We start from the raw sequence: 25411 nt of genomic DNA on the forward strand, positions 1-25411 counted from the left end.
TTCAATTTCTTTTCAAAAGGAGATTCAAATCCTTCAAAAACCAACTGATTTTGACTGACAAAATCAGGTGTTGGTGCACACTTTTTTGGACTGTTTCGCATAATACCTTGCACTTAGTTTCTCAAATATAACCATATCTATTTGAATTACAAATTAATATGCGTTTCTCAGCAGACCCTAATTAGATAAAAAATAAAAATATTCATTTTTATTTTTTATCGGACATTAATGGCTACTTAATTTCAATTGTCTAGATATTTTTAGAAATATAATCTGAAGGAGACATTTTGAAGTGTTTTTGAAAATTCCTTCCAAAACTAGTTTGCGATTTATAACCCACAATGGCAGTAATTTCATATATTTTATAATCGTTATTCAACAACAATTCTGCAGCCTTTTTTAGCCTGACTAGGTTGATTAATTCATTCGGACTCATATTTGAAATATCTTTAATTTTTCTATATAACGTAGACCTACTCATATTCATTATTTCAGAAAGCGATTCAACACTTAAATTTTGATCTGTAATGTTTTTTATAATTTCTTCATCTAATTTTTTCAAAAAGGTTTCATCCGTTTTATTGTGCGCCATACTCTTTATGTGAGAAAGAGGTGAACTAGCATAATATTTCATTATTTGCCTCCTGTTTTCGATTAGATTTGAAGACTGAACTTTTAAGTATTCCATAGAAAAAGGTTTGGCAATATAGGAATCCGCTCCAACTTCCAGTCCGTTAATTTGGGATTTTAGTGAGTTTTTTGCAGTTAATAATATAACCGGAATATGACTGGTTTCAAGATTGGTTTTGATTTTTTTACAGAGTGTAATTCCATCCATAATGGGCATTTCGATATCACTTATTACTAATGCAATATTTTCATTATGAATTGTTTTAAGTGCCGATTCTCCATTCTTGGCTTTAAAAACAACATAAAACGACTGCAATTCTTTGGTTATAAAATTTAATAAATCTTCATTATCTTCTACAACCAATATGGTCGTTTTTTTACTTTTAATTTCAGATTCTATTATTTCATTTTCATTGCTATCGGTGTCTTTGACAAGTTCGTCGTATAGCATAAATTCTTCTTCCTGATGCAAAGGCATAATGAGCTCAAAGACGTTCATTTCTAGCTCAGAAAAAACCAACTGCAAACTACCATTATGAAGCTGTGTTAACGACTGTGCTAAGGACAATCCGATTCCAGTTCCAGAATTATTATCAATGTTCTCTACTCTGAAAAAGGGTTCGAAAATCTTGTCTTTCAAATAACTTGGAATCATATTTCCATCGTTTTTAACTATTAACTTTAGTTTTTTCTCATCCCTAATTAAACTCACAATGACTTTATTTTCAGAATATTTGATGGCATTATTGAATAAATTACTCAATATTTTTTTCAAGGCTTCTTTGTCTACAAAAGCGTAAATATCTTTATCACTTAATTCTAATTCGAAATCAATATTCTTTTCTTCAATAAGCTGACTAAATCTCAGATGCATATTTCTCACCATTGATGAAATATTTGCTTCCACAAAAGTGAGTTTTAAACCACCAATTTCTGTTTTTCGAAAATCTAAAAGTTCATTTACCAATTTTAATAATCGGGAGGTGTTTTTTTTCATTATTGAGAGATTTTGCGGAATCTCAGGCGTTTCATATTCAAACTTCAACAGTTTTTCCAAAGGACTTTTGATAAGAGTTAACGGCGTTTTTATTTCGTGGGCAACATTGGTAAAAAACTCAATTTTGGCTTGATAAATTTCCTTTTCCTTTTCATCATTCAGATGTTTTATTTTTCGATTATTTTTTACTTGACTCAAATGATTGGAGTAGCGAATAATCATAAACAAACCATAACATATCAATATAAAGTACAATAAATACGCATACATACTGGCCCAAAAAGGAGGAATAATTTTTATTTTAATAGCAATTTCTTTACTCCAAACCCCAAAACTGTTCATCGATTTCACTTTAAAAACATAAGATCCAGGAGGCAGTTCGGTAAAGAAAACTTTGTTGTTTCGTTCTAAATAAACCCAATCTTTATTCACATCTTCCAGTTTGTACCAATATTCTGTCAGCTCTGCACCTGTATAATTTAAGGCAGCAAATTCGATATTAAAAGAAGATTGATCGTATTCCAATTCTAACTCATCTAAGTACGAAATTGATTTTTTTATAGGTGAATTTTTATCGTTTGTCTGAACTTCTTGATTGTTTATTTGTAAACCCGTTATAAAGGTTTTTGGAGCATATTTATTTTTAGTAAAATTTTTAGGATTAAAACTGATCATCCCGTTTAAATTACCAAAATACATATCTCCATTAGCATCTTTAAAAGCGGAATTGTAATTAAACTGGTCGCTTAATAAACCATTTGCGGTGGTATAAATTTTAATACTATTCTGTTTTGGTCCAAATTTTACTAATCCTTTTGAAGTTGTTATCCATAAATTTCCCTGGTCGTCTTCTAAAATAGAACAGAAAACATTGCTCGGAAATCCATTTTTGGTATTATATTTAGTAAAAGTTCTTGTTGTTTTATCAAACAGATTTAATCCGTTTTCTGTTGCAATCCATAAATTCTTTTTACTATCCTGAAAAATAGAGTTGATAGAATTATTGCTGATTCCTTTTGTATCTTTATAATTGTATCTGAAAATTTCTTTTTTCTTGCTTTTAGGATTGTAAAACAACAATCCGTCTCTGTAGGTTCCTGCCCAATAGTTCCCCGTATTATCTTCTATAAATGAAGTATAGTGCATGCTTTCCGGAAAAAATTTCAGCACATCAAAATTATCATTTATCGGATTGTATTTGTACATTCCAACTGACGTTTGCACCAAAAGATCTTTGTTTTTAGTTTCATAGAAACTAAATATAAAATTACTTCTAAGACCACCAACTTCATTATTAGCACTGTAATGTTTAATTACTTTTCCTGATTTCCTATTCAAAACGTCTAAACCATGTTCAAAAGTTCCTATCCAAATGTTATCTTTTCGAGCTAACAAAGCATGGATATTATAATAGGACACGGAACCTTTACCTGCATTTGGTTTATAAGACGTAAAAACTTCCGTTTTAGGATTAAATTTATTCAAACCGGCGTCTTCTGTACCTATCCAAAAATCGCCATTGTCATCTTTGTGAATTTCTCTGACAGCGCTACCGTTAATCGAGTTTTGATTGTTCTTAGGGAAAAACTTTTTAAACTGATTGTATTGTTTTTGATGGTAATTAATACCTCCAAAATAAGTCCCAATCCAAACCCCATTTTCCTTATCAATAGTAATAGAATAGGCTGCATTATCTGAAATACTAAAAGGGTCATTAAAATCTTTTTTAAGATTGGTGCATTTTTTGGTTTTGATGTTGTAAATAAAAACACCCGATTCGCTTGCTATCCAAATTTCATTTGCACCATTTTTTTTGAATTGTCGAACAAATAAAGACTCTTTTGTAGCAAATGGCAGGACAGATGTGCTTTTATCTATGCGATTATAGGAAAGCACACCGTGTTCTTGTGTTCCTATTAATATATTGTTTTTATCTAAAGCATAAATTACCGTAATCCTATAGGCTGTTTTGCTTGTATTATCATAATTCAATGAAATGGTCTCGAATGATAAACTTTCTTCTGAATAATGATATAATTTGTTTAATGATGAAATCCATATTTCTCCTTTTGCATCTCTTGCAATAGAAGTAGCTATGAAATAATTGTTGGGATTGAATGTAGTAGTTTCATTTTTTACAGTTGAATATTTATAAAGAATATTACCGGAAATGAACCAAATATTCCCGTGTTCGTCATGTTCAATTGCTGCTATTCTATCATTTATAGCTTCATTTAGAATACTAAAACGATCTGATTTTTTGTCATATTTATACAATCCTTTATCCGTTCCCACCCAAATAATCCCTTTATATTCATGTAAGGATTGAATATAATTGCTTCCTAAACTATGAATCGGGTCAGAATTACCGCGATAGGTCTTAAAACGATAACCGTCAAACCGGTTCAAACCATCTTTTGTACCAAACCACATGAAGCCATCTTCATCTTGTAATGATGTCAAAACGGTATTATTAGACAAGCCATTTTCTACTTGATAATGTTTAAAATAGTAATCTTGCGCCCGAAGAGAATGTATAGTTATAATTAAAAAAAATACAAATAATAAGAATTTACGCATGTTTGTGATTTTGATGTTCAGTACCGCCTTCGACGAATCGTCTCAATTATATTCCAAATGTTGCAATAACTTAATTTTTCGGTTCTAAAAACGAAATTTGCATCATTTATGATAAATATTGACACAAATGAATAGATTTTTTTTGAATAAAAATGACCAAATTTGAATTTCTAAATAAAAAGATATTGATATTTTATTTGAAAAAAAAATACCATATCAATAAAAAAAAGTTTAGAAAAATACACAATCATTATTAATTTTAAAAAAATGAACCAAATTCTATTAGAGATCAATATTACTTATTTTTTTGCTCGAATCAGAGACGATTAAAAATTTATAATCATTTCAAAAACAAAAACAAATTAAAACTATTTAAAATGAAAAATCAATGAAAACAAAATTTAACCAAATTTTAAAGAAGAGATATTACCTCTTGCTTTTTTTAGTTTTTTTACTACAACAAAGTTATGCTCAGGCACAAATTAAAATTACGGGAAAAATAACATCCGCTGTTAACGGAGATGCTATTCCGTTTGCAAATATTCTTGTGAAGAACACTCCAAATGGTACCGCAACAGATTTTGACGGAAACTTTTCTATTACGGCTAAACCAGGCCAAGTGCTTGTCGTTACGTATCAAGGTTACAAAACGAAAGAGATTCCCGTAAATAAGGAAACTGTAATCAATATTTCTTTAGCCGAAGATGTTCTTGCTTTGAATGAGATTGTAATCGTAGGATATGGATCGCAACAAAAGAAAGATCTTACCGGCGCTATTTCGGTAATCAAAGCGGACGAAATTCAGAAAAGACAAGTTACTACAATGGCCGAAGGTCTTCAAGGTTTAGTAACAGGCGTTAAAGTTCGAGGAGGAGGAAGACCCGGACAAGAAGCCAGTATTGAAATTCGTGGACTTAAAAATCTTCAAAATACGAATCCTCTTTATGTTGTGGATGGTTTAATTACTACAGCTAACAGAGATTTTAATCCAAACGATATTGAAACCATTCAGATTTTAAAAGATGCATCTGCAGCTGCAATTTACGGTTCTAGAGCTGCAAACGGTGTAATCATTATTACTACTAAAAAAGGTAAAAAAGGTCCTTTGAAAATCGAAGTTTCCTCTAAAACGAGTTTTTCAACTATGCCAAAATATGATTTGATGGGAACGGAAGAATTTTCGAAATTCAATTTCCAAGCCTATGATAATGCCGGTATTCCGAGACAAAACTTGAATCTTGGCGTTAACACTGATTGGCAAAAAGAGATTTTCAAACAAGGATTGCTTCAGGATTATAACGCCAGTTTTTCGGGCGGTGGAGACAATTCAACTTTTTTCATGTCAGCAAACTATTTTGGAAATGAAGGAACTGTAATCTCAACTGATTTTAATCGTGTTTCTTTTAGAGTGAATTCAAGCGGTACAAAAGGAATTTTCAGCATTGGTGAGAACTTGGCTATCAGTAATTCAAGAACTGATGAAATGTCCGGTAATCCGATCATAGATTCTTACCGATTATTACCAACGATTCCAGTTTATGATGTAGACAATCCCGGTGGTTACGGTTATGGAAAACAAGGCGTAGCGAATACTTTTGGAACAAATCCAATCGCACTTGCCAATTTATTAGACACTAAAAATGAAAATTTCAGAATCAGAGGAAATTTATGGTCAGAATTAAAACTGGCTTCATTTTTAAAGTATCGCTTTAATTTTGGATATGAAACCAGTTTTGACAGTTACAACTTTATTAGAAAATTAGGAAATTGGACTTTGAATCAACCCTATGAGCAATCTTTCATAAACCAAAACAAAGGCCGTTCAGAAACTAAATTATTTGAAAACACATTGACTTTCAAAAAAGAATTTGGCAAACATAATATTACCGTTTTAGCAGGTCAAACCTTTCAAAAAGACAACTACGAACAAATTTATGGCACAAAAAGAAATCTTTTAGTTAATCCAAGTACAGGTCAATATTTTGATGTTTTAAATTTAGGAGACCAAGCGGAAGTTGGTGGTTTTAGAAATGAAGCTGCATTAGCCTCTTATTTGGGAAGGCTTGAATACAACTATGATGACCGCTATTTATTTAATGCTGTTTTCAGACGTGACGGTTCTTCAAAATTTAGTGATGCTAATAAATGGGGAAATTTCCCATCGGCTTCATTAGGATGGAGAGTGAGTAACGAATCCTTTTTTAAATCTAAATTCATTAATGATTTGAAATTAAGAGCCAGTTATGGTGAATTAGGAAGTGGGAATATTGGAAGCTACGAATACCAAGGTTTTATAAACACTTTTGGGGCTATTGTTCTTGGTGATGGTCAAACTTTATATCCATCAGCCACTCAAGTTAGATTAGCAAACTCTGAATTGCGTTGGGAAAAACTAAAACAAACCAATATCGGGATGGATTTAGGAATGCTTGATAACTCATTGCGTTTAACTGCTGATTATTTTATTGCTCGTACTGAAGATGTTTTATTTGGATTCCCAATATTAATGACAACCGGTAATGACGGAGGAAATCCTATTTCGAATGCTGCTACAGTAGAAAACAAAGGATTTGAATTGGATTTAAGTTACAGCAAAAAAATCAATGATTTCTCATTTAATGCGTCTGTAAACTTTACTAAACTAAACAATAAATTGGTTTCTCTTGGTAACGGACAAAATGAAAGTATTCAAGGCAACACGATAACAAGAGCAGGAAATGCTGTAGGAATGTGGTATGTATTGCAAACTGATGGATTATTTCAAAATCAAAGTGAAATTCAAAATTATGTAAATTCAAGCGGCAAAGTAATTATGCCAAATGCAAAACCTGGAGATATTAAATTTAAAGACATCAATGACGATGGCCAAATTACTAATCAAGATAAAGGCATTGTTGGTAGTCCATGGCCAGAATTTGAAATGGGATTCAATGCCGGCGCTTCTTACAAAGGTTTTGATTTTTCTATGAACTGGATTGGTTCTCACGGAGCAACTGTTTATAACGGATTTAGGAGTACAGTGGATCGTTTTGATGATGATAGTAACTATAGATCAGGAATTCATCCTTGGACACCTGAAAATCCAAATACTGATTTTCCTAGAATTGTTAAAGGAACTACTTTGAATTCAAGAGGTGATAGCGATAGATTTTTAGAAAGTGGCGATTTTATCCGACTTAAATACATTGGATTTGGTTACAACTTGCCTAAAAACATTTTGCAAAAAGTGGGTTTAACAAGTGCTAGATTTTCTTTATCTGCACAGAACGTGATTACAATTACAAAATATCTAGGATTAGATCCTGAGTTCAGTAATAGTGATATTTTTCAAAGGGGTGTAGATGTAGGTTCTTTTCCAAACCTAAAAACCTATTCATTCGGTGTGGAATTTAGTTTTTAATTTAAAAAAATAGCATAATGAAAAAAATATTTTTAATAACAGTAGTTTTTCTCAACCTCATATCCTTGTCTTCATGTGATAATGAGTTGAAACTTAACAACCCAAACACATTAACAACAGATCAATATTGGGCTACGGAAAGTGATGCACAAGCAGGTATAAATTCTGTTTATGCCATGTTTTATAAAGATGGTTTATGGGCCAGATGGATGTATTTTCGACTAGATTTAACATCTGATGAAGGCTATAGTCAAAGTCCATGGGTAGAATTAGCAGACTGGACTCGATTTAATTATATCAATTATAATTTCTGGGAAGGAAACAACGTAACCTGGAGGGATACTTATAAGGCTATTTTTAGATGCAATCAAGTTATTGCCAATGTTCCAAAAATAGTGTTCAAAAATGAAGATGACAAAAAGAAAATTTTAGCAGAAGCAAAATTTTTAAGAGCACTACATTACTATTATGCTGCAATTCTTTGGGAAAATATTCCAATTGTTTTAGAACCATCATCTCCAAGTGATCTTCCAGAACAAAAAAACATCACAGAAGTTTGGGCTCAAATAGAAGCCGATTTAAATGATGCTTATGTTGATTTACCTACTAAATGGGCTGGAAATCAAACAGGAAGACCCGATAAAGGTGCTGCAAAAGGAATGCTTGCAAAAGTGTATATGCAACAACACAAATGGCCTGAAGCAAAAACGGCTTTAGAGTATTTAATCTCTGGCGCAGGAGCAAAATACAGTTTGGTAGCTAATTACAGAGATAATTTCACCGCTGTGAATGAAAACAACAGCGAATCTGTTTTTGAAATTCAGTTTGGAGACCAAAGAAAAGGCGGAACTGGCGAAGATCCAAGTGCTGCAGTTTCCAGTAACCGTGCCCAATTTTTTGCCCCAAGAAGTATCGGATGGTCAGACGGACAAGCCAGATTTTGGTTAGTTGACGCTTTCAAAAAAGAAAAAGACAAAAACGGTGGTTTAGATATCCGATTAAGATACACCTTGTTTTATCCTGATTTATTGGCCGATTTTGGAGACAAAACATACAATAAAACTTGGCAATGGGGAACTGAAGCTTGGTTTAGAAAAGGCAGTAGAGATTATTACAGAGACAATGAAGACTATTACAGTCAAGTAAATTATCGATTAATTCGCTATGCAGATATTTTATTGCGTTACGCCGAAGTCTTGAATGAAACAGGAAATACTGCTGGTGCCTACCAATATGTAGACATGGTAAGAGCTCGTGTAAACATAGGAACTTTAGCTGCTGCACATCCTGAAATTGGGAATGATAAAACTAAATTCTTAGAACAATTAAAAATGGAAAGAGTTTTAGAATTGGCTGGCGAAAGTGTTCGTTGGGAAGATTTAAAACGTTGGGGAGATTTAGATACTCAAGTTTCTGTGGATAAAATTGCACTTCGTGATCCTGATTTTAAAAACTTCGTTGTTGGCAAACATAAAAGATTGCCAATTCCTCAAGTAGAGGTTAGTAACAACCCGAATTTAAGTCAAAATCCTGGATATTAAACTATAGTTTTTAGGGGATGGTTCCAGAATCATTCCCTAAAAATTAACGTAGAATTGTTCAAATTAAGAAAATTTATAATGAAAAAAACGAAACTGTATATGGCATTTATGTTGGTAGGGATGATATTACTTAGTTGTAACAAAACCAAAACCAATTCAGAAGAGAATAATAAAAAAAATCAAGCAGAACAATCTGTAGATAAAAGAGAAATTTGGACAAAAGAACAGGCAAATTCATGGTATACAAAACAACCTTGGCTTGTAGGTGCAAATTATAACCCAAGTACTGCAATAAATCAACTGGAAATGTGGCAAAAGGAAACTTTTGATGCTAAAAGAATTGACGAAGAACTAGGTTGGGCAGAACAAATTGGAATGAATACAATGCGTGTTTATCTGCATGATTTATTACACAAAGATGATGCTGAAGGTTTTTACAAACGAATGAACACCTTTTTGGAAATTGCTGATAAACATCATATCAAAATCGTATTTGTTTTGTTTGATTCTTGTTGGGATCCGTTTCCGAAATCCGGTAAACAACGAGACCCAAAACCGCATGTTCACAACTCAGGTTGGGTACAAAGTCCAGGTCAAAAAGTATTACAGGATGCAACACAATATCCTCGTTTAGAAAAATATGTAAAAGAAACTGTAGCCAAATTTAAAGATGACAATCGCGTGCTGGCTTGGGATGTTTGGAATGAACCAGACAACATGACTGGTCCATCGTATGAAGCTGTGGAAATCAAGAATAAAGTGGCATTGGTGTTGCCTCTTTTAGAAAAAGTGTTTCAATGGGCAAGATCAACTAACCCATCGCAACCTTTGACTTCGGGTGTTTGGGTTGGCGATTGGAGCGATGAAGCTAAAATGCAGCCTATGCATAAACTGCAATTAGAACAATCGGATATTATTTCTTTTCACAATTATAATACGCCGCAAGATTTTGAAAAAGTAATCAAACAATTGCAACGCTACGGAAAACCACTCTTATGCACAGAATATATGGCTCGTCCAAACGGAAGCACTTTTGAAGGGTTTTTACCAGTTGCAAGAAAGTATAATATAGGAATGATTAATTGGGGTCTTGTTGATGGCAAAAGTCAAACAAAATACTCTTGGGACAGTTGGACTAAAAAATACGATTCGGAACCAGAATTATGGTTTCACGAAGTATTTCATACCGATGGTACACCTTATAAAAAATCAGAAACCGATTTAATTAAAAAAATGACTTCTGAGGCTAATAAAAAATAAAACAAGTTAAAAACTAACCCTATTTTGATTCCTTAAAATAGGGTTATAATACAAAAAAGAATGAAAAACAGAATCCTAAATACGGTTTTAATAATTGCAGTTTTATTGTTAGAAACCTCATTATTTGCGCAGCAACCCAATCCGCCAGGACAAGCACAAAACGGTTCAAAAGCGAAGAACGAAGCCTATTTGTTTGCACACATGACGCATACGGATTACGGAAGACTGTATTATTCCGTAAGCCTTGATGGCTTGCATTGGACTAATTTAAACAACGGAAAAAGAGTTTTCCCGGAATATCAGGGACACCCAGACATTTGCAAAGGCCCAGACGGCAAATATTATATAGCAGGAAACACAAGCGATGAATCACCAGAAATTAATATATGGGTTTCTGATGATTTAATAATCTGGAAAAAACATGCTATTTATACGCCAAACCTAAAAAGCACTCCCGATTATTCAAATGCATTGCAAAGAATAGGCGCTCCAAAATTGTATTACGACAAAGACTCAGCAAAGTTTATGCTAACATGGCATACGCCTCACAAACAAGGCTCTAAAGAAGATCCGGAAGCCTATTGGGCAAGCCAAAGAACACTTTATGTGTTATCAAAAGATTTAAAAACATTTGAAGGCACTCCAAATCGATTGTTTGATTGGGACATGGGAACGATTGATGTATTCATCAGAAAAGTGGGAGATTCCTATTACGCCATTTTAAAAGATGAAACCTATCCCTCTTTATATTGGACAACAGGGAAAACCATCCGAATTGCTAAATCAAAATCGTTATTAGGACCTTACTCCTTGCCTCAGGAATCGATTAGTCCGAATTTTAGAGAAGCACCGATGTTGATTCCATCTCCGGACGATAAAATTTGGTATATGTATTACGAGCAATATCCCGGAGTTTCTTATGGATTATCCATTTCAGACAATTTAAACGGCCCTTGGTTTCAGGCATCAGGATACACTTTTTACAGCGATTGGGACAAATACAGTTTACCCGAAAAAGCAAGACACGGTTGCATGATTTCTATTTCCATAAAAGAGTATGACAGTTTGGTACAAAAATTTGGTATAACCAAAACAGAATCGAATTCCAAAAAGTGAAAAATGAAAAAAATAAATTATGTGTTTCTTGGACTTATTTTCATTCCATTACTTTCCTGTAGTGATTCTCCAAATGTGATTGATGAAAAACCAGTTATAGAAAACATTGCATCCAAACCGCCTGTAGAAGGCATCAGAATCGCTTGGGATTACACGTCTTTAATTCAAGTTTCGGATAAAAACAATACTGATTACAATGGATACGCCAGATTAGTACAATTAAATGACAAGAAATTAATCTGCACTTACGAATCCGACGGAGCAATTTTAGTTAAAACAAGTACTGATTTTGGCATCACTTGGAGTGAACCCATTAAAGTAATTTCCGGGAATGGTTCGGTGAATATGACGACACCAGATATTTTACTATTAAAGGATAATTCTATTTTGATTTGTTATAATCCAAGACCAATTGCAGGAGGGAACGGCACCGAAAAATTTTCTATCAACACGATTAAAAGTTATGATGGAGGTTTGACTTGGAAAGAAAATCTAATCGTATATGAAGCCAGTTCTGATTTTGAAAATGGCTGTTGGGAACCTTCGGCACTACAAATTCCAAGTGGTGAAATTCAATTGTTTTTTTCCAATGAAAATGTGTATCGCAATTCGAATGAGCAAAATATCTCTCTAATTCGTTCTTCGGATAATGGATTAACATGGTCAACAACACCAGAAATTGTGAGTTTCAGAGCCGGAAAGAGAGATGGAATGCCGTCTCCGATTCTATTAAAAAACCAAACAGAAATTGTTTTTTCTATTGAAGATAATGGCGTTGAGAATCAATTTAAACCGTATACAATTCGAAATTCTATTTCCGAAAACTGGAAACAACCAGTCGATGCAAATAGCAATAATAGAAACTATGCTTTAGAAGAAGTGTTGAGTAACGGAATTTATGCAGGCGCTCCGTATCTGTCACAAATCAGCACGGGAGAAGTTTTGATGTCCTATCAAGGCACCGAAAACAGGACAACAAATGACATTAATAATGCCGATATGAAAGTGGTTATTGGTACTACTGACGCTAAAAATTTTAATAGAAAATCGACTCCGTTTTTAATTTCCAGCGGAAAATCAGCTTTGTGGAACAGTATTACTGTTTTGGATGATGACACCGTAGTTGCTTTAACCAGCACTAACCAATTTTCAAATTCTTCACAAATCTGGATGATAAAAGGACATGTTTTACCCGAAATTAATGCAGCAAAAGAAACAGCCGTAATTGACGGACAAAGCATTGAAGCCGTTTGGCAAAAAGAAAGCCCTGTTTTTATTGGTCAAAAAAGCACCACTCAATTAGAAGCAAATTTTACGTATGATACCGAATTTTTATATGCTTTTGCCCAAGTAAAAGACAGCCAAATTATAAGTACGGATGCGTTAACCGGAAATGATGGTTTGAATTTGTATTTAGACCCTAAAAATAAAAATTTAATTGCCCCGGGAAATTCCATTTTCAAACTGGAATTAGGACAGTCCACTACTTTTTCAATGTATGAAGGAGAAAACAGCAAATGGAAAAAATTAGAAAGTCCGCAAGGAATTGTAACAACGACGGTAAAAACTTCAAACGGTTATCGTATAGAAGTTAAAATACCATGGACAGTATTAGGCGGAATGCCTGCAAAACAAACCAGAATAGGCTACAACATAGAGCTTAGAGAAAAAGGGACAAATAATTATACCGAAAGTATTTCAACCAATATAAGTGACAAACCGTATTCTTGGTCCACTTTAAAATTGGTAAATTAATAAAAACAGGTAAAAAAAACAGGGACGTTTTTAATGTTTTAAAACGTCACGAAAGGCAGGTTAGTTGAGTTAGGTTTGTTTAATTACCAGGCTGTTTTTAAATAGTCTGGTACTTTTTTAGTAACAGAAATAGAAAAATAGCACATCAATTTTAATGAGGTGCGCCAAAATAAATTAGATACCAATGAAAAAAAATGCAACAGTAATTCTCTTTTTATGCTTAGGATTCTCACTATCGGCACAATGGAAACCTGCAGGAGAAAAAATCAAAACAGAATGGGCAAATAAAGTAGATCCTAATCATGTACTTCCTGAATATCCTCGTCCGATAATGGAACGCAAGGAATGGAAAAATCTTAACGGATTATGGAACTACGCTATTCAAGAAGTTGGGAAATCAGCTCCTGCAAAATATGATGGTCAAATTTTAGTGCCATTTGCAGTAGAATCCAGTTTATCTGGTGTGATGAAAGAAGTTGGTGCTAAAAATGAGCTTTGGTATAACACGAGTTTTACCATAGAATCCAATTGGAAAAGCCAGAATATTATACTGCATTTTGGCGCTGTCGACTGGAAAACCGAAGTTTGGTTAAATGGCGTTAAAATTGGATCACACACTGGAGGATATACCCCATTTTCTTTTGACATAACCCCTTTTATAACTGGGAAAACGCAGCAATTAACCGTAAAAGTTTGGGATCCTTCAAATGACGGGCCACAACCAAGAGGGAAACAAGTTAAAAATCCGAAAGGAATTTGGTACACACCGGTTACCGGAATTTGGCAGACAGTTTGGATCGAACCAGTAAATAAAAAGAACATTACAACGATTAGAACCACGCCAAATATTGATCAGAATGTGATTAACATAAAACCTGAAGTTGCAGAAGCGAGTTATGGTGATGTAATCGAAGTAACGGTTTATGATGGTTCAAAAACAATTGCAACAGGAAAAGCTTCCGTTGGAGAAAATTTAGAAATTGTTTTAAATAATCCAAAATTATGGTCGCCAGAATCTCCTTTTTTATACAAAACCAATGTGAAATTGATTAACAATGGGAAAGTTATCGATCAAGTAAAAAGTTATTTTGCCATGCGGAAAATAGGGTCAAAAAGAGATGCAAATGGCGTCCTTAGAATGCAATTAAACAACAAAGACTATTTCCAGTATGGCCCATTGGATCAAGGTTGGTGGCCAGACGGATTGTATACCGCTCCTACAGATGAAGCTTTAAAATATGATATTGTTAAGACAAAAGAATTAGGTTTTAATATGATTCGTAAGCATGTCAAAGTAGAATCAGATCGTTGGTATACGCATTGTGATGAACTGGGGATTTTGGTATGGCAAGACATGCCAAGTGGTGACGAGCAACCTTTATGGCAAAATAAAAAATATTTTGAAGGTACTGAATTGCAAAGAACTTCTAAATCTGAAGAAATTTATAAAAAAGAATGGAAAGAGATTATGGACCATTTGTATTCTTATCCAAGTATTGTAGTTTGGGTTCCTTTTAATGAGGCTTGGGGACAATTCAAAACGGTTGAAATTACGGAGTGGACCAAGAATCACGATCCAAGCAGATTAGTCAATTCTTCCAGTGGTGGAAATCATTTTCAAACAGGCGACATCTTGGATTTACACAATTATCCCGGTCCGGAATTGTATCTTTATGATGCCCGAAGAGTTACCGTTCTTGGCGAATATGGCGGAATTGGATTGCCTCTGGAAGGTCATTTGTGGAGAGCAAACGACAATTGGGGTTATATTAAATTCAAAAACGCTACCGAAGTAACAAATGAGTATATCAAGTATGCAAATGAATTAAAAAAATTAGTCAAAACTGGATTTTCTGCCGCAGTTTACACCCAAACTACTGATGTAGAAGGAGAGGTAAATGGGTTTATGACTTATGACAGAAAAGTGGATAAAATGGATTTCGAAAAAGTAAGCATCGTCAATAAAGAGGTTATCGATGTTCTAAATCATAAATCGAACTAAAAGCTATCGTAATGAAAAAACATTTAATACTGATTGTATTCATTATTGCTTCGGGATGCCATTCGGTAACTTATTCGCAAAAAGAAACATTTACAAATCCTATTTTACCTTCTGGTGCAGATCCTTACAGCACCTATTACAAAGGATATTATTATTATACCCATACATTACAAAATCGTTTGGTTTTATGGAAAACAAAAAGTTTAGCTGATTTAAGAAATGCAGAGAGCAAAACGATTTGGACAGCACCAAAAAATACAGACTATTCCAGGGATATCTGGGCACCAGAATTTCATATTATCAATGGCAAGTGGTACGTGTATTTTGCCGCAGACAATGGAAATAATAACACCCATAGAATGTATGCTTTAGAAAATAAATCGGAAGATCCTTTTCAGGGAGAATGGGAATTTAAAGGAAAAATAGCCGCAAAAACAGATAAATGGGCAATCGACGGAAATGTTTTCATCTACAAAAACAGTCTTTACATGATCTGGGCCGGTTGGGAAGGTGACACTAACGGACAACAAAACATTTATATTGCTAAAATGAAAAATCCGTATGAGATTGAAGGAGAGCGGGTTTTAATTTCATCACCAACACTGGATTGGGAAACGCATGGTGCTTTAAACGATCCGAATAATCCACCTCAGGTGAACGTCAATGAAGGCCCACAATTTTTAATATATAATGACAAGGTATTTATTGTTTATTCGGCAAGTGGTTGCTGGACGGATTTTTATGCTTTGGGTTTATTGAATTTTCAAGGAAAAGGAGATTTACTTGACGCTTCCTCTTGGATAAAATCGGAGAAACCATTATTTCAACAATCCATAAAAAACAAAGTTTTTGCTCCTGGACATAATTCGTTTTTTAAATCCCCGAACGGGAAAGAAGACTGGATTTTGTATCACGCAAACTCTAATCCCGGAGAAGGCTGCGGGAATAAAAGAGCTCCAAGAATGCAAAAAATAAATTGGGATTCGAATGGATTCCCTGTATTTGGAGAACCCGTTAGTGAAGGAACAAAATTAGAAATTCCTGCCGAATAGTTTTTTCTAATAAGCAATATAAAATTTAAAAAAATGAAAAAAATCCAGATTTACACGGCCATTATTCTTGCTGTTTTTCAAGTTTCATGTAAAGAAAATAAAAATAACCATTTAACTCAAAAAGAAATGAATCAAGAAACAACTACTGCTTCGGCACAATTTTTTTTAGAAGCTAAAAATTTCGAAGCCGTAATAGATAACAAAAAAACAACATTATATTGGATTGAAAATAACGGCTTAAAGGCTGCTTTTACAAATTACGGAGGACGATTAGTAGGATTGTGGTTAGCGGACAAAAATGGAAAACTCACGGATGTTGTGGTTGGTATGAACAGTGTTACCGGATTTCAAAAATCGACGGAACCGTATTTTGGAGCCACTATCGGTAGAGTTGGAAATCGAATTGCTAAAGGGAAGTTTACCTTGGAAGGAAAGGAATATAATGTTCCATTAAATAACGGAGAGAATTCGTTGCATGGTGGTAAAAAAGGCTTTCAGGATGTGGTGTGGAATGCGGAGAAAACGGATGAACACACTTTAGTTTTTACTTATACATCTCCAGATATGGAACAGGGATTTCCAGGAAAATTAGAAGTAAAAGTAACCTACACCATTACAGCTGATAAAGCCTTAAAAATAGAATATGAAGCCACCACCGATAAAACAACGATTGTTAATTTAACAAATCATGCGTTTTTTAATTTAAACGGAGAAGGCAGCGGAAGTATTTTGGACCATGAATTACAATTATTTGCCAATAAATATACTCCAGTAGATGCCGGTTTAATTCCAACTGGAAAATTAGAAGACGTTGCTCAAACTCCTTTCGATTTTCTTGAAAAACATAGTATTGGCGAACGCATTGAAATGACTAACGAACAATTAAAATTCGGAAAAGGATACGACCATAATTATGTCCTTAACGGAACCATTAAAAAAGGAATGAACCATGCCGCAACCATTTCCGGAGACCAATCTGGGATTTCAATGGATATTTATACTACCGAACCCGGAATTCAGTTTTACAGCGGTAATTTTATGCAGGGTAAAAACACGTTTAAATCAGGAGTAAAAGATGATTTCAGAACAGCTTTCGCTTTAGAAACCCAGCATTTTCCAGATGCACCTAATCAACCTGCTTTTCCATCGATTACATTAAAGCCCGGAAAAAAATACCAAACGGTTTCTTATTACCAATTTTCAGCTCGTAAATAATAACAAATTCCAAATCAACTCAAATGAATTTTTTTTATATAATTCTATTTACAGGACTAAGTCTAAATTCATGCTCGCAACAAAAAGAAGAAGAAACCAAAACAACTCCTCTACCTTCTGTTGTATTAAAAGATATTTTTCTGGCAGACCCAACCATTTTTTATAATGAGGGCATCTATTATCTTTATGGAACAACAACTGGAAACAGCTCGCTAAACGGAGAAGGATTTCAGGTTTATACTTCTTCCAATTTAAAAAAATGGAAAGGCCCAGTTGGTGTCCAAGGAGGTCTTGCATTAAAAAAAGGAGATTCATTTGGTTCAAAAGGATTTTGGGCTCCTCAAATACTGAAGTACAACAGCCTGTTTTATATGATATATACAGCTAATGAAAATATCGCTATTGCAACAAGCGATAGCCCGCTTGGTCCATTTAAAAATGCGTCTAAAGAGCCATTAGCCGCTTCAGTAAAGCAAATTGACCCCTTTGTTTTTATAGATGATGATGGAAAAAAATATTTGTATCATGTTAGACTTACGAATGGAAACAGAATTTTTGTAGCCGAATTAAACGATAATCTTCTGAGTATTAAACAAGAAACACTTACAGAATGTATCTCCGCAAAATTGAAGTGGGAAAACACCGAAAATGTAGAATGGCCAGTTGCCGAAGGTCCTACAGTATTGAAAAAAGAGGGTTTGTATTATTTAATCTATTCGGCAAATGATTTTAGAAATCCTGATTATGCCGTTGGATATGCTACAAGTAAAAGCCCTATGGGTCCTTGGGAAAAATCAAAAACAAGTCCAATTATATCCCGAAATTTAATTGGAGAAAACGGAACCGGCCATGGTGATTTATTTTTAGACAAAGACAACCAATTGCAGTATGTTTTTCATACCCATTACAATGCTACAAATGAAGCACCCAGAAAAACGGCAATTATTGAAATAAATTTTGTTGAAAAAGAAAATGAATTACAATTAGAGGCAAAAAAAGAAAGCTTTCGATTTTTGAATAAAAATTAATTAATTCCCAAAAAAGTGCTTTGCCTTATATCATGACTAAACCGCTTCATGGTTCCCAGAAAAAAATTAGTAATGATAGCAACGGTTTTACTTTTTCTATTGAAGTGATTCCCAATCATAAATTGGAAAAACTGATTTTATCTTTTGGAGAGGGATTGCAAGTGGTGGAACCTGATTCTTTTAAAAACACAATAAAGCAGCGTTTACTAAGCAGTTTAGCTAATTATTAAGCAAATATCATATTTAAATTATCTGGACAAAATGAACTTAAAAACCAATTCCAGTCGATACTCATAATTATTTTTTTATTTTTTATAATTTTTGCTTTTATTTTTCTCGGTTCTCTTAAATTACGGATATGCCTAAGGTTGTATTATGCTTTTTTTATGCAATTTCGAAATTTTTAACTTCAAGTTTCTGTTTATTATCAAAGGAAGTTTTCCATATTTCCCTCGTTAGCATTCCGCTTGTAATATTTCCTAAAATAAAATTTGACCAATCATCTTGAAATAAATAATCTTTATGAGCTTCATCATAATGACAATATTTTGTATTTGTATCGAATGGATCACAATTTGGCCCATCTTCTTTTGTCGGTTTTATAGAGAAAATGTATAATAAACATTTGTGGTCGTAATGATTAAAATTCCCTGCATAATTTGCATTAATAGAATTAACAATCGCTCCTGGTTTAAGTTTTGCAGGGTTTATTACTTCTGTTTTTTGAACTTTATCTTTAATTAATGCTGTGATTTTTTCATAACTTTTTTTATCTTCATCAGATATTGAATTCCAATTAACAAACTCAATTGCTAAATCGTTTCTTGTAGTGTTTGAAATTTTTGGTAGTTGTATTAATTTGACACTAAATTCTTGAGTATTAAAAATATCATCCTTAATATTAAGTCTATATTTTTCAATAAAATCTTTAATTTCTTTAACTTCGGTTGACAATAATTGCTTGTTTGCTTCAATTTGTTTCACAGAACGAATTCTTGAAAATTGAAGAGAATATGCTAAGCTTTCGTTTATCGCATATTCTGCACCAAAAAGTTTAATTAATTCATTTTCGTAGTTGTAAAGTAATGATTGACACTCCCCGAAAATCATTAAACCTATTTCATCTTTTGAAATTGTTCTATGTTCAATTTTATTTCTGAGTTTTATAAAAAATTCAAGATTTGATTTAACACCGTCTGAAAGTAAACCATATTTTTGGATACAGGTTTTTAATTCCCAAGCCTTTTTCTCTCCATCTATTAATTTATAACGACCATTTGTTTCTTTATGAAAATATGTTTCTCCAATTGTTAGGTTAAAATGAGATTGTAGTAATCTTGTCCAAGCCATTATCATATGAGTTATAAAACTCTCAACTCTAAATGGTGCTCTTGGTTTATTATATAACTCAACAGATAATAATGCACAATCTATTGAACTTTCAAGTAATGTCTTAGTTTTTCCTTTTCTTAATTGCATTTGGTTATCCTTATGGGTTAAGTTTTTTTTTAAGGTTTTACACAACTCATAATAAGCGGTGTGGTCTTTTTTATTCTAATTTCATTGAAATGTTTTCAAGAATAATTTTTGAAATATCAGGTCTATTTGTTTTTATTACTTTATCAAATATATTTTGGATAAATGGAGCAACCCAGTATTGAGAATCATCTTCTGGTTCTAAGCCACAATCTAGATAATCTAGATAATCACTTGACATCATATAATTTTCTTTGATGTAAAATAAATATGAAAAGTGAAGTATAAATATGTCTTTTAAATCATTTGAAAATTCATCTAACGTTAATATCCTATTATTTGAGTGAATTTCATTGTCATTTGATAAAATATTATGGTAATAAAGATAATGAGTATGGTCGTTGCATCTTTTTCTAAGTCCTTCAAAATCACTTCCTTTAAAATTACCATCCTCATAAATTAAACGAGTAATTTTTTTTACTTTTTCATTTTTAATAATGTACTCGGACATAATACCAAAATTTGGAATTTTTTCTTTGCCCTTTACCCAATTATTAATTTTATTGTTAATGAAATTATCGATTCCAATATTTTCGTCTAAATACAAATTTGTATAAATATTAATTACTACTAAATCATAGAATTTTCTAAGAAGTGAATAAGAGTCGTTTATTCTGCCTTTATATAATATATCTGAAATTGATTCTAATGTACCTTTCATTGAAGAATACATATAAGTATCGATATTTATTAATGATGATGTTCCGGTTGTAATCCAGTTCATAATTGAAAATGATAAGGATTCATAAAACATCGAATATTCTTTCAATTGTTCAAATACTTTATGTTCTAAATATTCTTTTTCTAACGAATTATTCATTTTAATTTCTGTTTATAATTCTCTCCGATTATTTATGGGGTTGAAAGACTTAGGTTAAGTTAAGGTCTTTTCTACAAGTGAGTGAGTTAATGTATAAAATAAATTGGGGTCTACTTTTGTAAAATAAATTTCCGCACCTCTTTTAAGCCTCTATTATACATCTTAATATATTTTTTGATTTCATTCTCTGAGATATTCATATAGCCTGATTTTAGAAAGGCTAATTTTATCTTTTCTAAATTTGAATAACGACCAATAGCGATATTGAAAGCATTATAATCATCATATTTCTCATTTGAATTGAACACATTTTTTACATAATCATCAGCATTATCCAATCCATTTGAATAAAGAGAAGCTCGTCTTATAATACAAGGGACACAATGACCACATTGTTTTTTAACACTTTTGTCACTTTTTCCAGTCCATTGCTGATAGTAACCAGGTTTAGAACATGATAATGTTGAAGTAATGTTTTCTAAGACAAATTTGTTAGAATTTACTTTTGCTAACATTTCTCCTTTTGTCAAAAACCGATAAGGATTTTCAATCATATTCTGAATTCCAACTTTTTTGAATATTGTATTCAAAGATGATATGAATTTAGGATGCGTAGTTTTTGTGCTATGACTTCCACCACGAGCTGGTGTTAAAGGTAAATTTAATGAGATTAGGCCATTTTCAGGTATTACAATTGAAGCTGTTTTACTTGATGTATTTGCTACTAATGACGCTAATGATAAAAACAATATCGATCTTGCTCTTTGTGTTTTTTCACCGGTAAGAATTTCATTCTTTTTTCCCTGAACATAGAAATTATATGGGAGAATATTTTTGTTTTTATTGTTTTCAATAAAAAGATTAGTAATCTCTTTTTGTAATGATAATTCTCCAGAATTCCCGCCTTTATGATGAGAAACAGTTGCTAAACTATCATTTTTATTAATCAAGTCTGAAATACCAATAAAGGAATCCATACCTCCAGAAAAAAGACATACTTTTTTGGGGCTAAATGCAGATGTTAAAAAATTTGGAAAGGGTTCCAAACAGTTTCTGAAATTTAAAACCCATTTATCACCACTTAAAAATGACAATGTGTTTTCTAACTCTTCTTTAACAGAGTTCCATTTTTGGGAATTATAAACCGGTATGTATAAATTAATATATCTACTCCAGCCATAATATCCAAATTTATCTCTATTACAAGTTTGGTCTATTGCATAAACCGCCATAGCTATGTTTGAAAAATCAGCTACTAAATTATTTGGACATAATTTAAAATCTTTTTTTTCTGTCAAAAAGGAATAAATATCATGCTCAACGATTGAATTTTGTAATTTAGAAGTTTTAGGATCAGTAAAAATCGAGTCTAAATAAAAAGTATTTTCTTCTGATGATGAAAATAAATCTCTATTGTTTTCTTTTAGGATTACATTTACTTTCATAATTAAATTAATGAATATGCTTCATCGAATATTTGGTTAATTATTTTATTTTTTGCTTTAATATCAATTGTTGAGAAATTAACCTCAGTAAAATTCAAACTGACTTCAGCTTCAATGAATGATTTTAACTGACTTTCAATATCATTAACTTGTTTAACAGATAAACTACCATTTTCTAAAGCTTTAGTTACCTCAACTGAAATCCTTTCAAAAATATATGTTGAGATATAAAATTCTAAATAATCAGATATTGTTTCTATTTCAAGATTATTAATGAGCTCCGGATTGCTTGCATAATCATTATAAAGCTTATTGATTGTTTCTATTACTGCTCCAGATGCTGCACTCCCTTCATCAGTTCCATCTATACTCGAAAACAGTTCAGAAATTTTATTAATTGCTCCTTCAACCTTTAAATCGGTTAGGCTTCCAATATTATATTTTTCTAAAGTCTGTTCAAAACCATCATTAAGTATGGTAGTGAAAAAGTCTAATAAAACTATAGCTCCTTTTCTTCCACCAATTGAAGACTTCGTTAGCTTCTTGTTTCCGCCAGAAGCTTTTTTGTAATTAGAAGTGAATTTTTTATAATTTGTTTTAGAAGGATTTTTTGTAAAAGCCGAAAAACTTCTTTTCACATCACCCCATTTTGTGTTATTTTGTTCTTCAATTGCATTTCCATCGGAATCAGTTTGTTCAGATTCGATTTCATCATTATTAATATTATTACTATTCGATTCCCCAACTGAATCTTTATTCCAATCTTGTATAGGATTTGAATAGCCTACAGGACCAATATTTGCTTTTGAAGTTCCCATGTTTACTTAAGTTTATTTTTTGCCGCAGTTGCTAAAGTAGTATTTGAAGATTTTGACCATTTTTCTAAAATTGTCACACCGTATGCTTGATGAGCAGTATTTTTTGTTAATGTCATTAAATTAGGAACATTTGACGCCATCAATATACTTTCTGATATATTTTCCATAAAAGCACAATATTCAGAAATTAGGATATCGTTTTGTTTTACAAAAAGAACCAATATTTTATTTAAGTTTCCTCTTCTTGTCAAAACCTCTTCTGTAATTAATTTATTAGTTAATTCAGAAAAGATAGCATTTTTATCAATACTACTTAATTGGGAACTTTGCCTAATTGCATCCTTACAAACTAATTCGCTTTCAAATAGATTTTTTAAAATTGTTTTAGCTTCTTCTGAAAGTCTTTTATTAGTCGAAAACTCAACATTGTTTTTACTTTTAGTAAAATAGAAATATAATTTTAAATTTTCTTCTCCTAATTTAGGTTCAATATCCATCCATTTTTTTAGCCAAGGATCCGTTTTCCAATTTTCAAATGATTTCGGTGTTTGCTTGGTCGAATCCTCTAATAGTGTAAGTATGTTGTCTTCGACTTCATAAGACGCTTTAACCAGCTTATTAAAAGACTCTGTTTTGAAATATTCTAAGAGCATTAATTTGGCTAAAACATTCTTTTTTAGTGTAACACCTTTTGAAATTGACATATTCAGTCTCAGCATCATCATATTCAAAAACCTTTTACACTGTCTTGGATTTCCACTTAAAACAGATACCAATATAGGATTGATTTGTTTAGAAAGAATGAAATCTTTTTTCATATCTTCTGTAACGTCGGGTAACAAATTTTGAATATTTTCATTACTTAATTTGCAAATTGACAAATCTATATTAGAAGTTGGTGTAAATACTTTAGATCTTAGTTGTTCAAATTCATCGGGATTTAGATGTAATTGGGCAAATAATAAATTAGTGTATGCTTCATACTCAGCCTCGCTTAAAGATGGAATTCTAATTGGAAAATGAATTAGCTTTTCAATGTAATCTTTGCTTACATCGTAATCTGTTGATGGTAATTCCGGAAATCTCTTTTTAACTGCATAATTTATTAAGCGTTCGTCAGCAGAAATTATAAAAACACTTTTTTCTACAAATAAAAATAATTTGATTGCTTCAAGTGTTGATATAATTGTATCAGGATTACATCTGTCTAAATCATCAATTAAAACAATGACTCTTTTAAGTTTGGTTTCTTTTAATAAACTTTGAAAATCTTTGTGAAATTCTCTAATGCCTTTATCAATTATGGATTGATTTTCATCTTCTACATCCTTTATATAATCATCAATTTCCAAAGCTGATATTTCAGTTGCTGCTTTGGCAAAATCAAAATTAGTTTGGTTTGCCATATAAGCATTAGCACCTATATGTCCCACTTTTGTTATAACTTTTAGCCATTTAATCCTTTTGACTAATCTACTTAGATATTTTTTTGCTTTTTCATCCCAAGTTCTGCTCTTGATAATTTCATCTATTAACGTAGTAAGTAAAGCTATTTTTGCATCTTCATAACCTTCAAATAACCAACCATTGAATTTAATAATCAAATTTTGCGGTTTAGTATTTTCAATTTCAATCATTTTCATCAAACTTGATTTTCCACTTCCCCAATCCCCATAAATTCCTATTGTTGATGGTATCAGATTATCATTATTGATAATGATGTTCACAGAATCAGTTAAATATTTGAAATCTATTAAATCTTGATGAGTTTCATTATCGTTCCACATAGCTATCTTTTTAATTTTAAAATTTCTAAATATTAATTAAAGAATTATAAGTTATTTTCTCAAAAAAGTAATCTCACATGCCTTACAAAGCCTTTGTTCCTGTATGTATTCATTTATATCATACCAGCCTCCCGTTTTTTGCCAGATGTCAAGACCTCTTCCTAAAAGGATTTTCCAACCATTGTCTAAAACGACGGAACGATCATGAATGTTCTCGTCGAATTCATAGGTAAAAAGTATTCCGATGGATTCTAATGAATAGGTCATTTGTTCAAAGGCGTCTTTGGCGCCTTCTATGTAATCTTCATTATTGCTTGTAACAAGATGCAATTTTACTTCAACGTCCGGGTCTTTTTTCTCGGAAGCCAGACGTGCTAATTCCATGAAGTTTCTTAGTTGATAGGGAAGTCTAACATAAGGGTCGATGAT

General features: G+C 32.3%; 17 protein-coding genes. 10 read left to right on the forward strand and 7 right to left on the reverse strand.

Features of this window, described 5'->3' with window-relative positions; translation table 11 throughout:
• Nucleotides 1-250 precede the first annotated feature (250 nt).
• Complete coding sequence (locus tag B2145_RS10730; protein ID WP_291102064.1) at nucleotides 251-4207, reverse strand: hybrid sensor histidine kinase/response regulator transcription factor; 3957 nt, start codon at nucleotides 4205-4207, stop codon at nucleotides 251-253.
• A gap of 388 nt (nucleotides 4208-4595) precedes the next feature.
• On the opposite strand from B2145_RS10730, the gene B2145_RS10735 reads away from it, so the two are divergent.
• The 10 genes from B2145_RS10735 to B2145_RS10780 all read left to right on the forward strand — a co-directional run bounded on the left by B2145_RS10735 (nucleotide 4596) and on the right by B2145_RS10780 (nucleotide 18806).
• Nucleotides 4596-7607, forward strand: a complete 3012-nt coding sequence (locus B2145_RS10735) for a SusC/RagA family TonB-linked outer membrane protein (protein WP_291102066.1) — start codon at nucleotides 4596-4598, stop codon at nucleotides 7605-7607.
• 17 nt (nucleotides 7608-7624) lie between these two features.
• Nucleotides 7625-9148, forward strand: coding sequence for a RagB/SusD family nutrient uptake outer membrane protein (locus B2145_RS10740; RefSeq protein ID WP_291102068.1), 1524 nt, complete (start codon nucleotides 7625-7627; stop codon nucleotides 9146-9148).
• A 78-nt stretch (nucleotides 9149-9226) separates the two neighbouring features.
• Entirely contained in the window at nucleotides 9227-10408 is a 1182-nt protein-coding gene (locus B2145_RS10745) for a cellulase family glycosylhydrolase (protein ID WP_291102070.1), read from the forward strand.
• A gap of 60 nt (nucleotides 10409-10468) precedes the next feature.
• Nucleotides 10469-11524 carry a glycoside hydrolase family 43 protein gene (locus tag B2145_RS10750; protein ID WP_291102072.1) on the forward strand — a complete coding sequence of 352 codons (1056 nt, stop codon included), beginning with the start codon at nucleotides 10469-10471 and terminating at the stop codon, nucleotides 11522-11524.
• Nucleotides 11525-11527: 3 nt separating this feature from the next.
• On the forward strand, nucleotides 11528-13279 hold the full coding sequence (locus B2145_RS10755; RefSeq protein WP_291102074.1) for a sugar-binding protein: 1752 nt from the start codon (nucleotides 11528-11530) through the stop codon (nucleotides 13277-13279).
• 184 nt (nucleotides 13280-13463) lie between these two features.
• Nucleotides 13464-15281, forward strand: coding sequence for a glycoside hydrolase family 2 protein (locus B2145_RS10760; RefSeq protein WP_291102076.1), 1818 nt, complete (start codon nucleotides 13464-13466; stop codon nucleotides 15279-15281).
• An 11-nt stretch (nucleotides 15282-15292) separates the two neighbouring features.
• Nucleotides 15293-16333, forward strand: coding sequence for a glycoside hydrolase family 43 protein (locus B2145_RS10765; RefSeq protein ID WP_291102078.1), 1041 nt, complete (start codon nucleotides 15293-15295; stop codon nucleotides 16331-16333).
• A gap of 33 nt (nucleotides 16334-16366) precedes the next feature.
• Entirely contained in the window at nucleotides 16367-17548 is a 1182-nt protein-coding gene (locus B2145_RS10770) for an aldose epimerase family protein (protein WP_291102079.1), read from the forward strand.
• A gap of 23 nt (nucleotides 17549-17571) precedes the next feature.
• Nucleotides 17572-18576 (forward strand): glycoside hydrolase family 43 protein, encoded by a 1005-nt coding sequence (locus B2145_RS10775; protein WP_291102080.1) that lies wholly within the window; start codon nucleotides 17572-17574, stop codon nucleotides 18574-18576.
• 20 nt (nucleotides 18577-18596) lie between these two features.
• On the forward strand, nucleotides 18597-18806 hold the full coding sequence (locus B2145_RS10780) for a WYL domain-containing protein (RefSeq protein WP_291102082.1): 210 nt from the start codon (nucleotides 18597-18599) through the stop codon (nucleotides 18804-18806).
• Between the two features lie 154 nt (nucleotides 18807-18960).
• Here the strand turns inward: B2145_RS10780 and B2145_RS10785 are convergent, their stop codons facing one another.
• The 6 genes from B2145_RS10785 to B2145_RS10810 all read right to left on the reverse strand — a co-directional run.
• Entirely contained in the window at nucleotides 18961-20055 is a 1095-nt protein-coding gene (locus tag B2145_RS10785) for a DUF3644 domain-containing protein (protein ID WP_291102084.1), read from the reverse strand.
• A 70-nt stretch (nucleotides 20056-20125) separates the two neighbouring features.
• Nucleotides 20126-20932 (reverse strand): hypothetical protein, encoded by an 807-nt coding sequence (locus B2145_RS10790; RefSeq protein WP_291102086.1) that lies wholly within the window; start codon nucleotides 20930-20932, stop codon nucleotides 20126-20128.
• Nucleotides 20933-21042: 110 nt separating this feature from the next.
• Nucleotides 21043-22377, reverse strand: coding sequence for a Qat anti-phage system QueC-like protein QatC (qatC, locus tag B2145_RS10795; RefSeq protein WP_291102088.1), 1335 nt, complete (start codon nucleotides 22375-22377; stop codon nucleotides 21043-21045).
• Nucleotides 22378-22379: 2 nt separating this feature from the next.
• On the reverse strand, nucleotides 22380-23195 hold the full coding sequence (locus B2145_RS10800; RefSeq protein WP_291102090.1) for a hypothetical protein: 816 nt from the start codon (nucleotides 23193-23195) through the stop codon (nucleotides 22380-22382).
• Between the two features lie 2 nt (nucleotides 23196-23197).
• Nucleotides 23198-24982: a KAP family P-loop NTPase fold protein gene (locus B2145_RS10805; protein ID WP_291102092.1), complete on the reverse strand. Its 1785-nt coding sequence runs from the start codon at nucleotides 24980-24982 to the stop codon at nucleotides 23198-23200.
• 51 nt (nucleotides 24983-25033) lie between these two features.
• Nucleotides 25034-25411, reverse strand: a 378-nt coding sequence (locus B2145_RS10810; RefSeq protein ID WP_291102094.1) for an MIT C-terminal domain-containing protein, incomplete at its 5' end; no start/stop codon positions are given.

The sequence above is a fragment of the Flavobacterium sp. UBA5153 genome (assembly GCA_002413745.1).
GTDB lineage: Bacteria > Bacteroidota > Bacteroidia > Flavobacteriales > Flavobacteriaceae > Flavobacterium.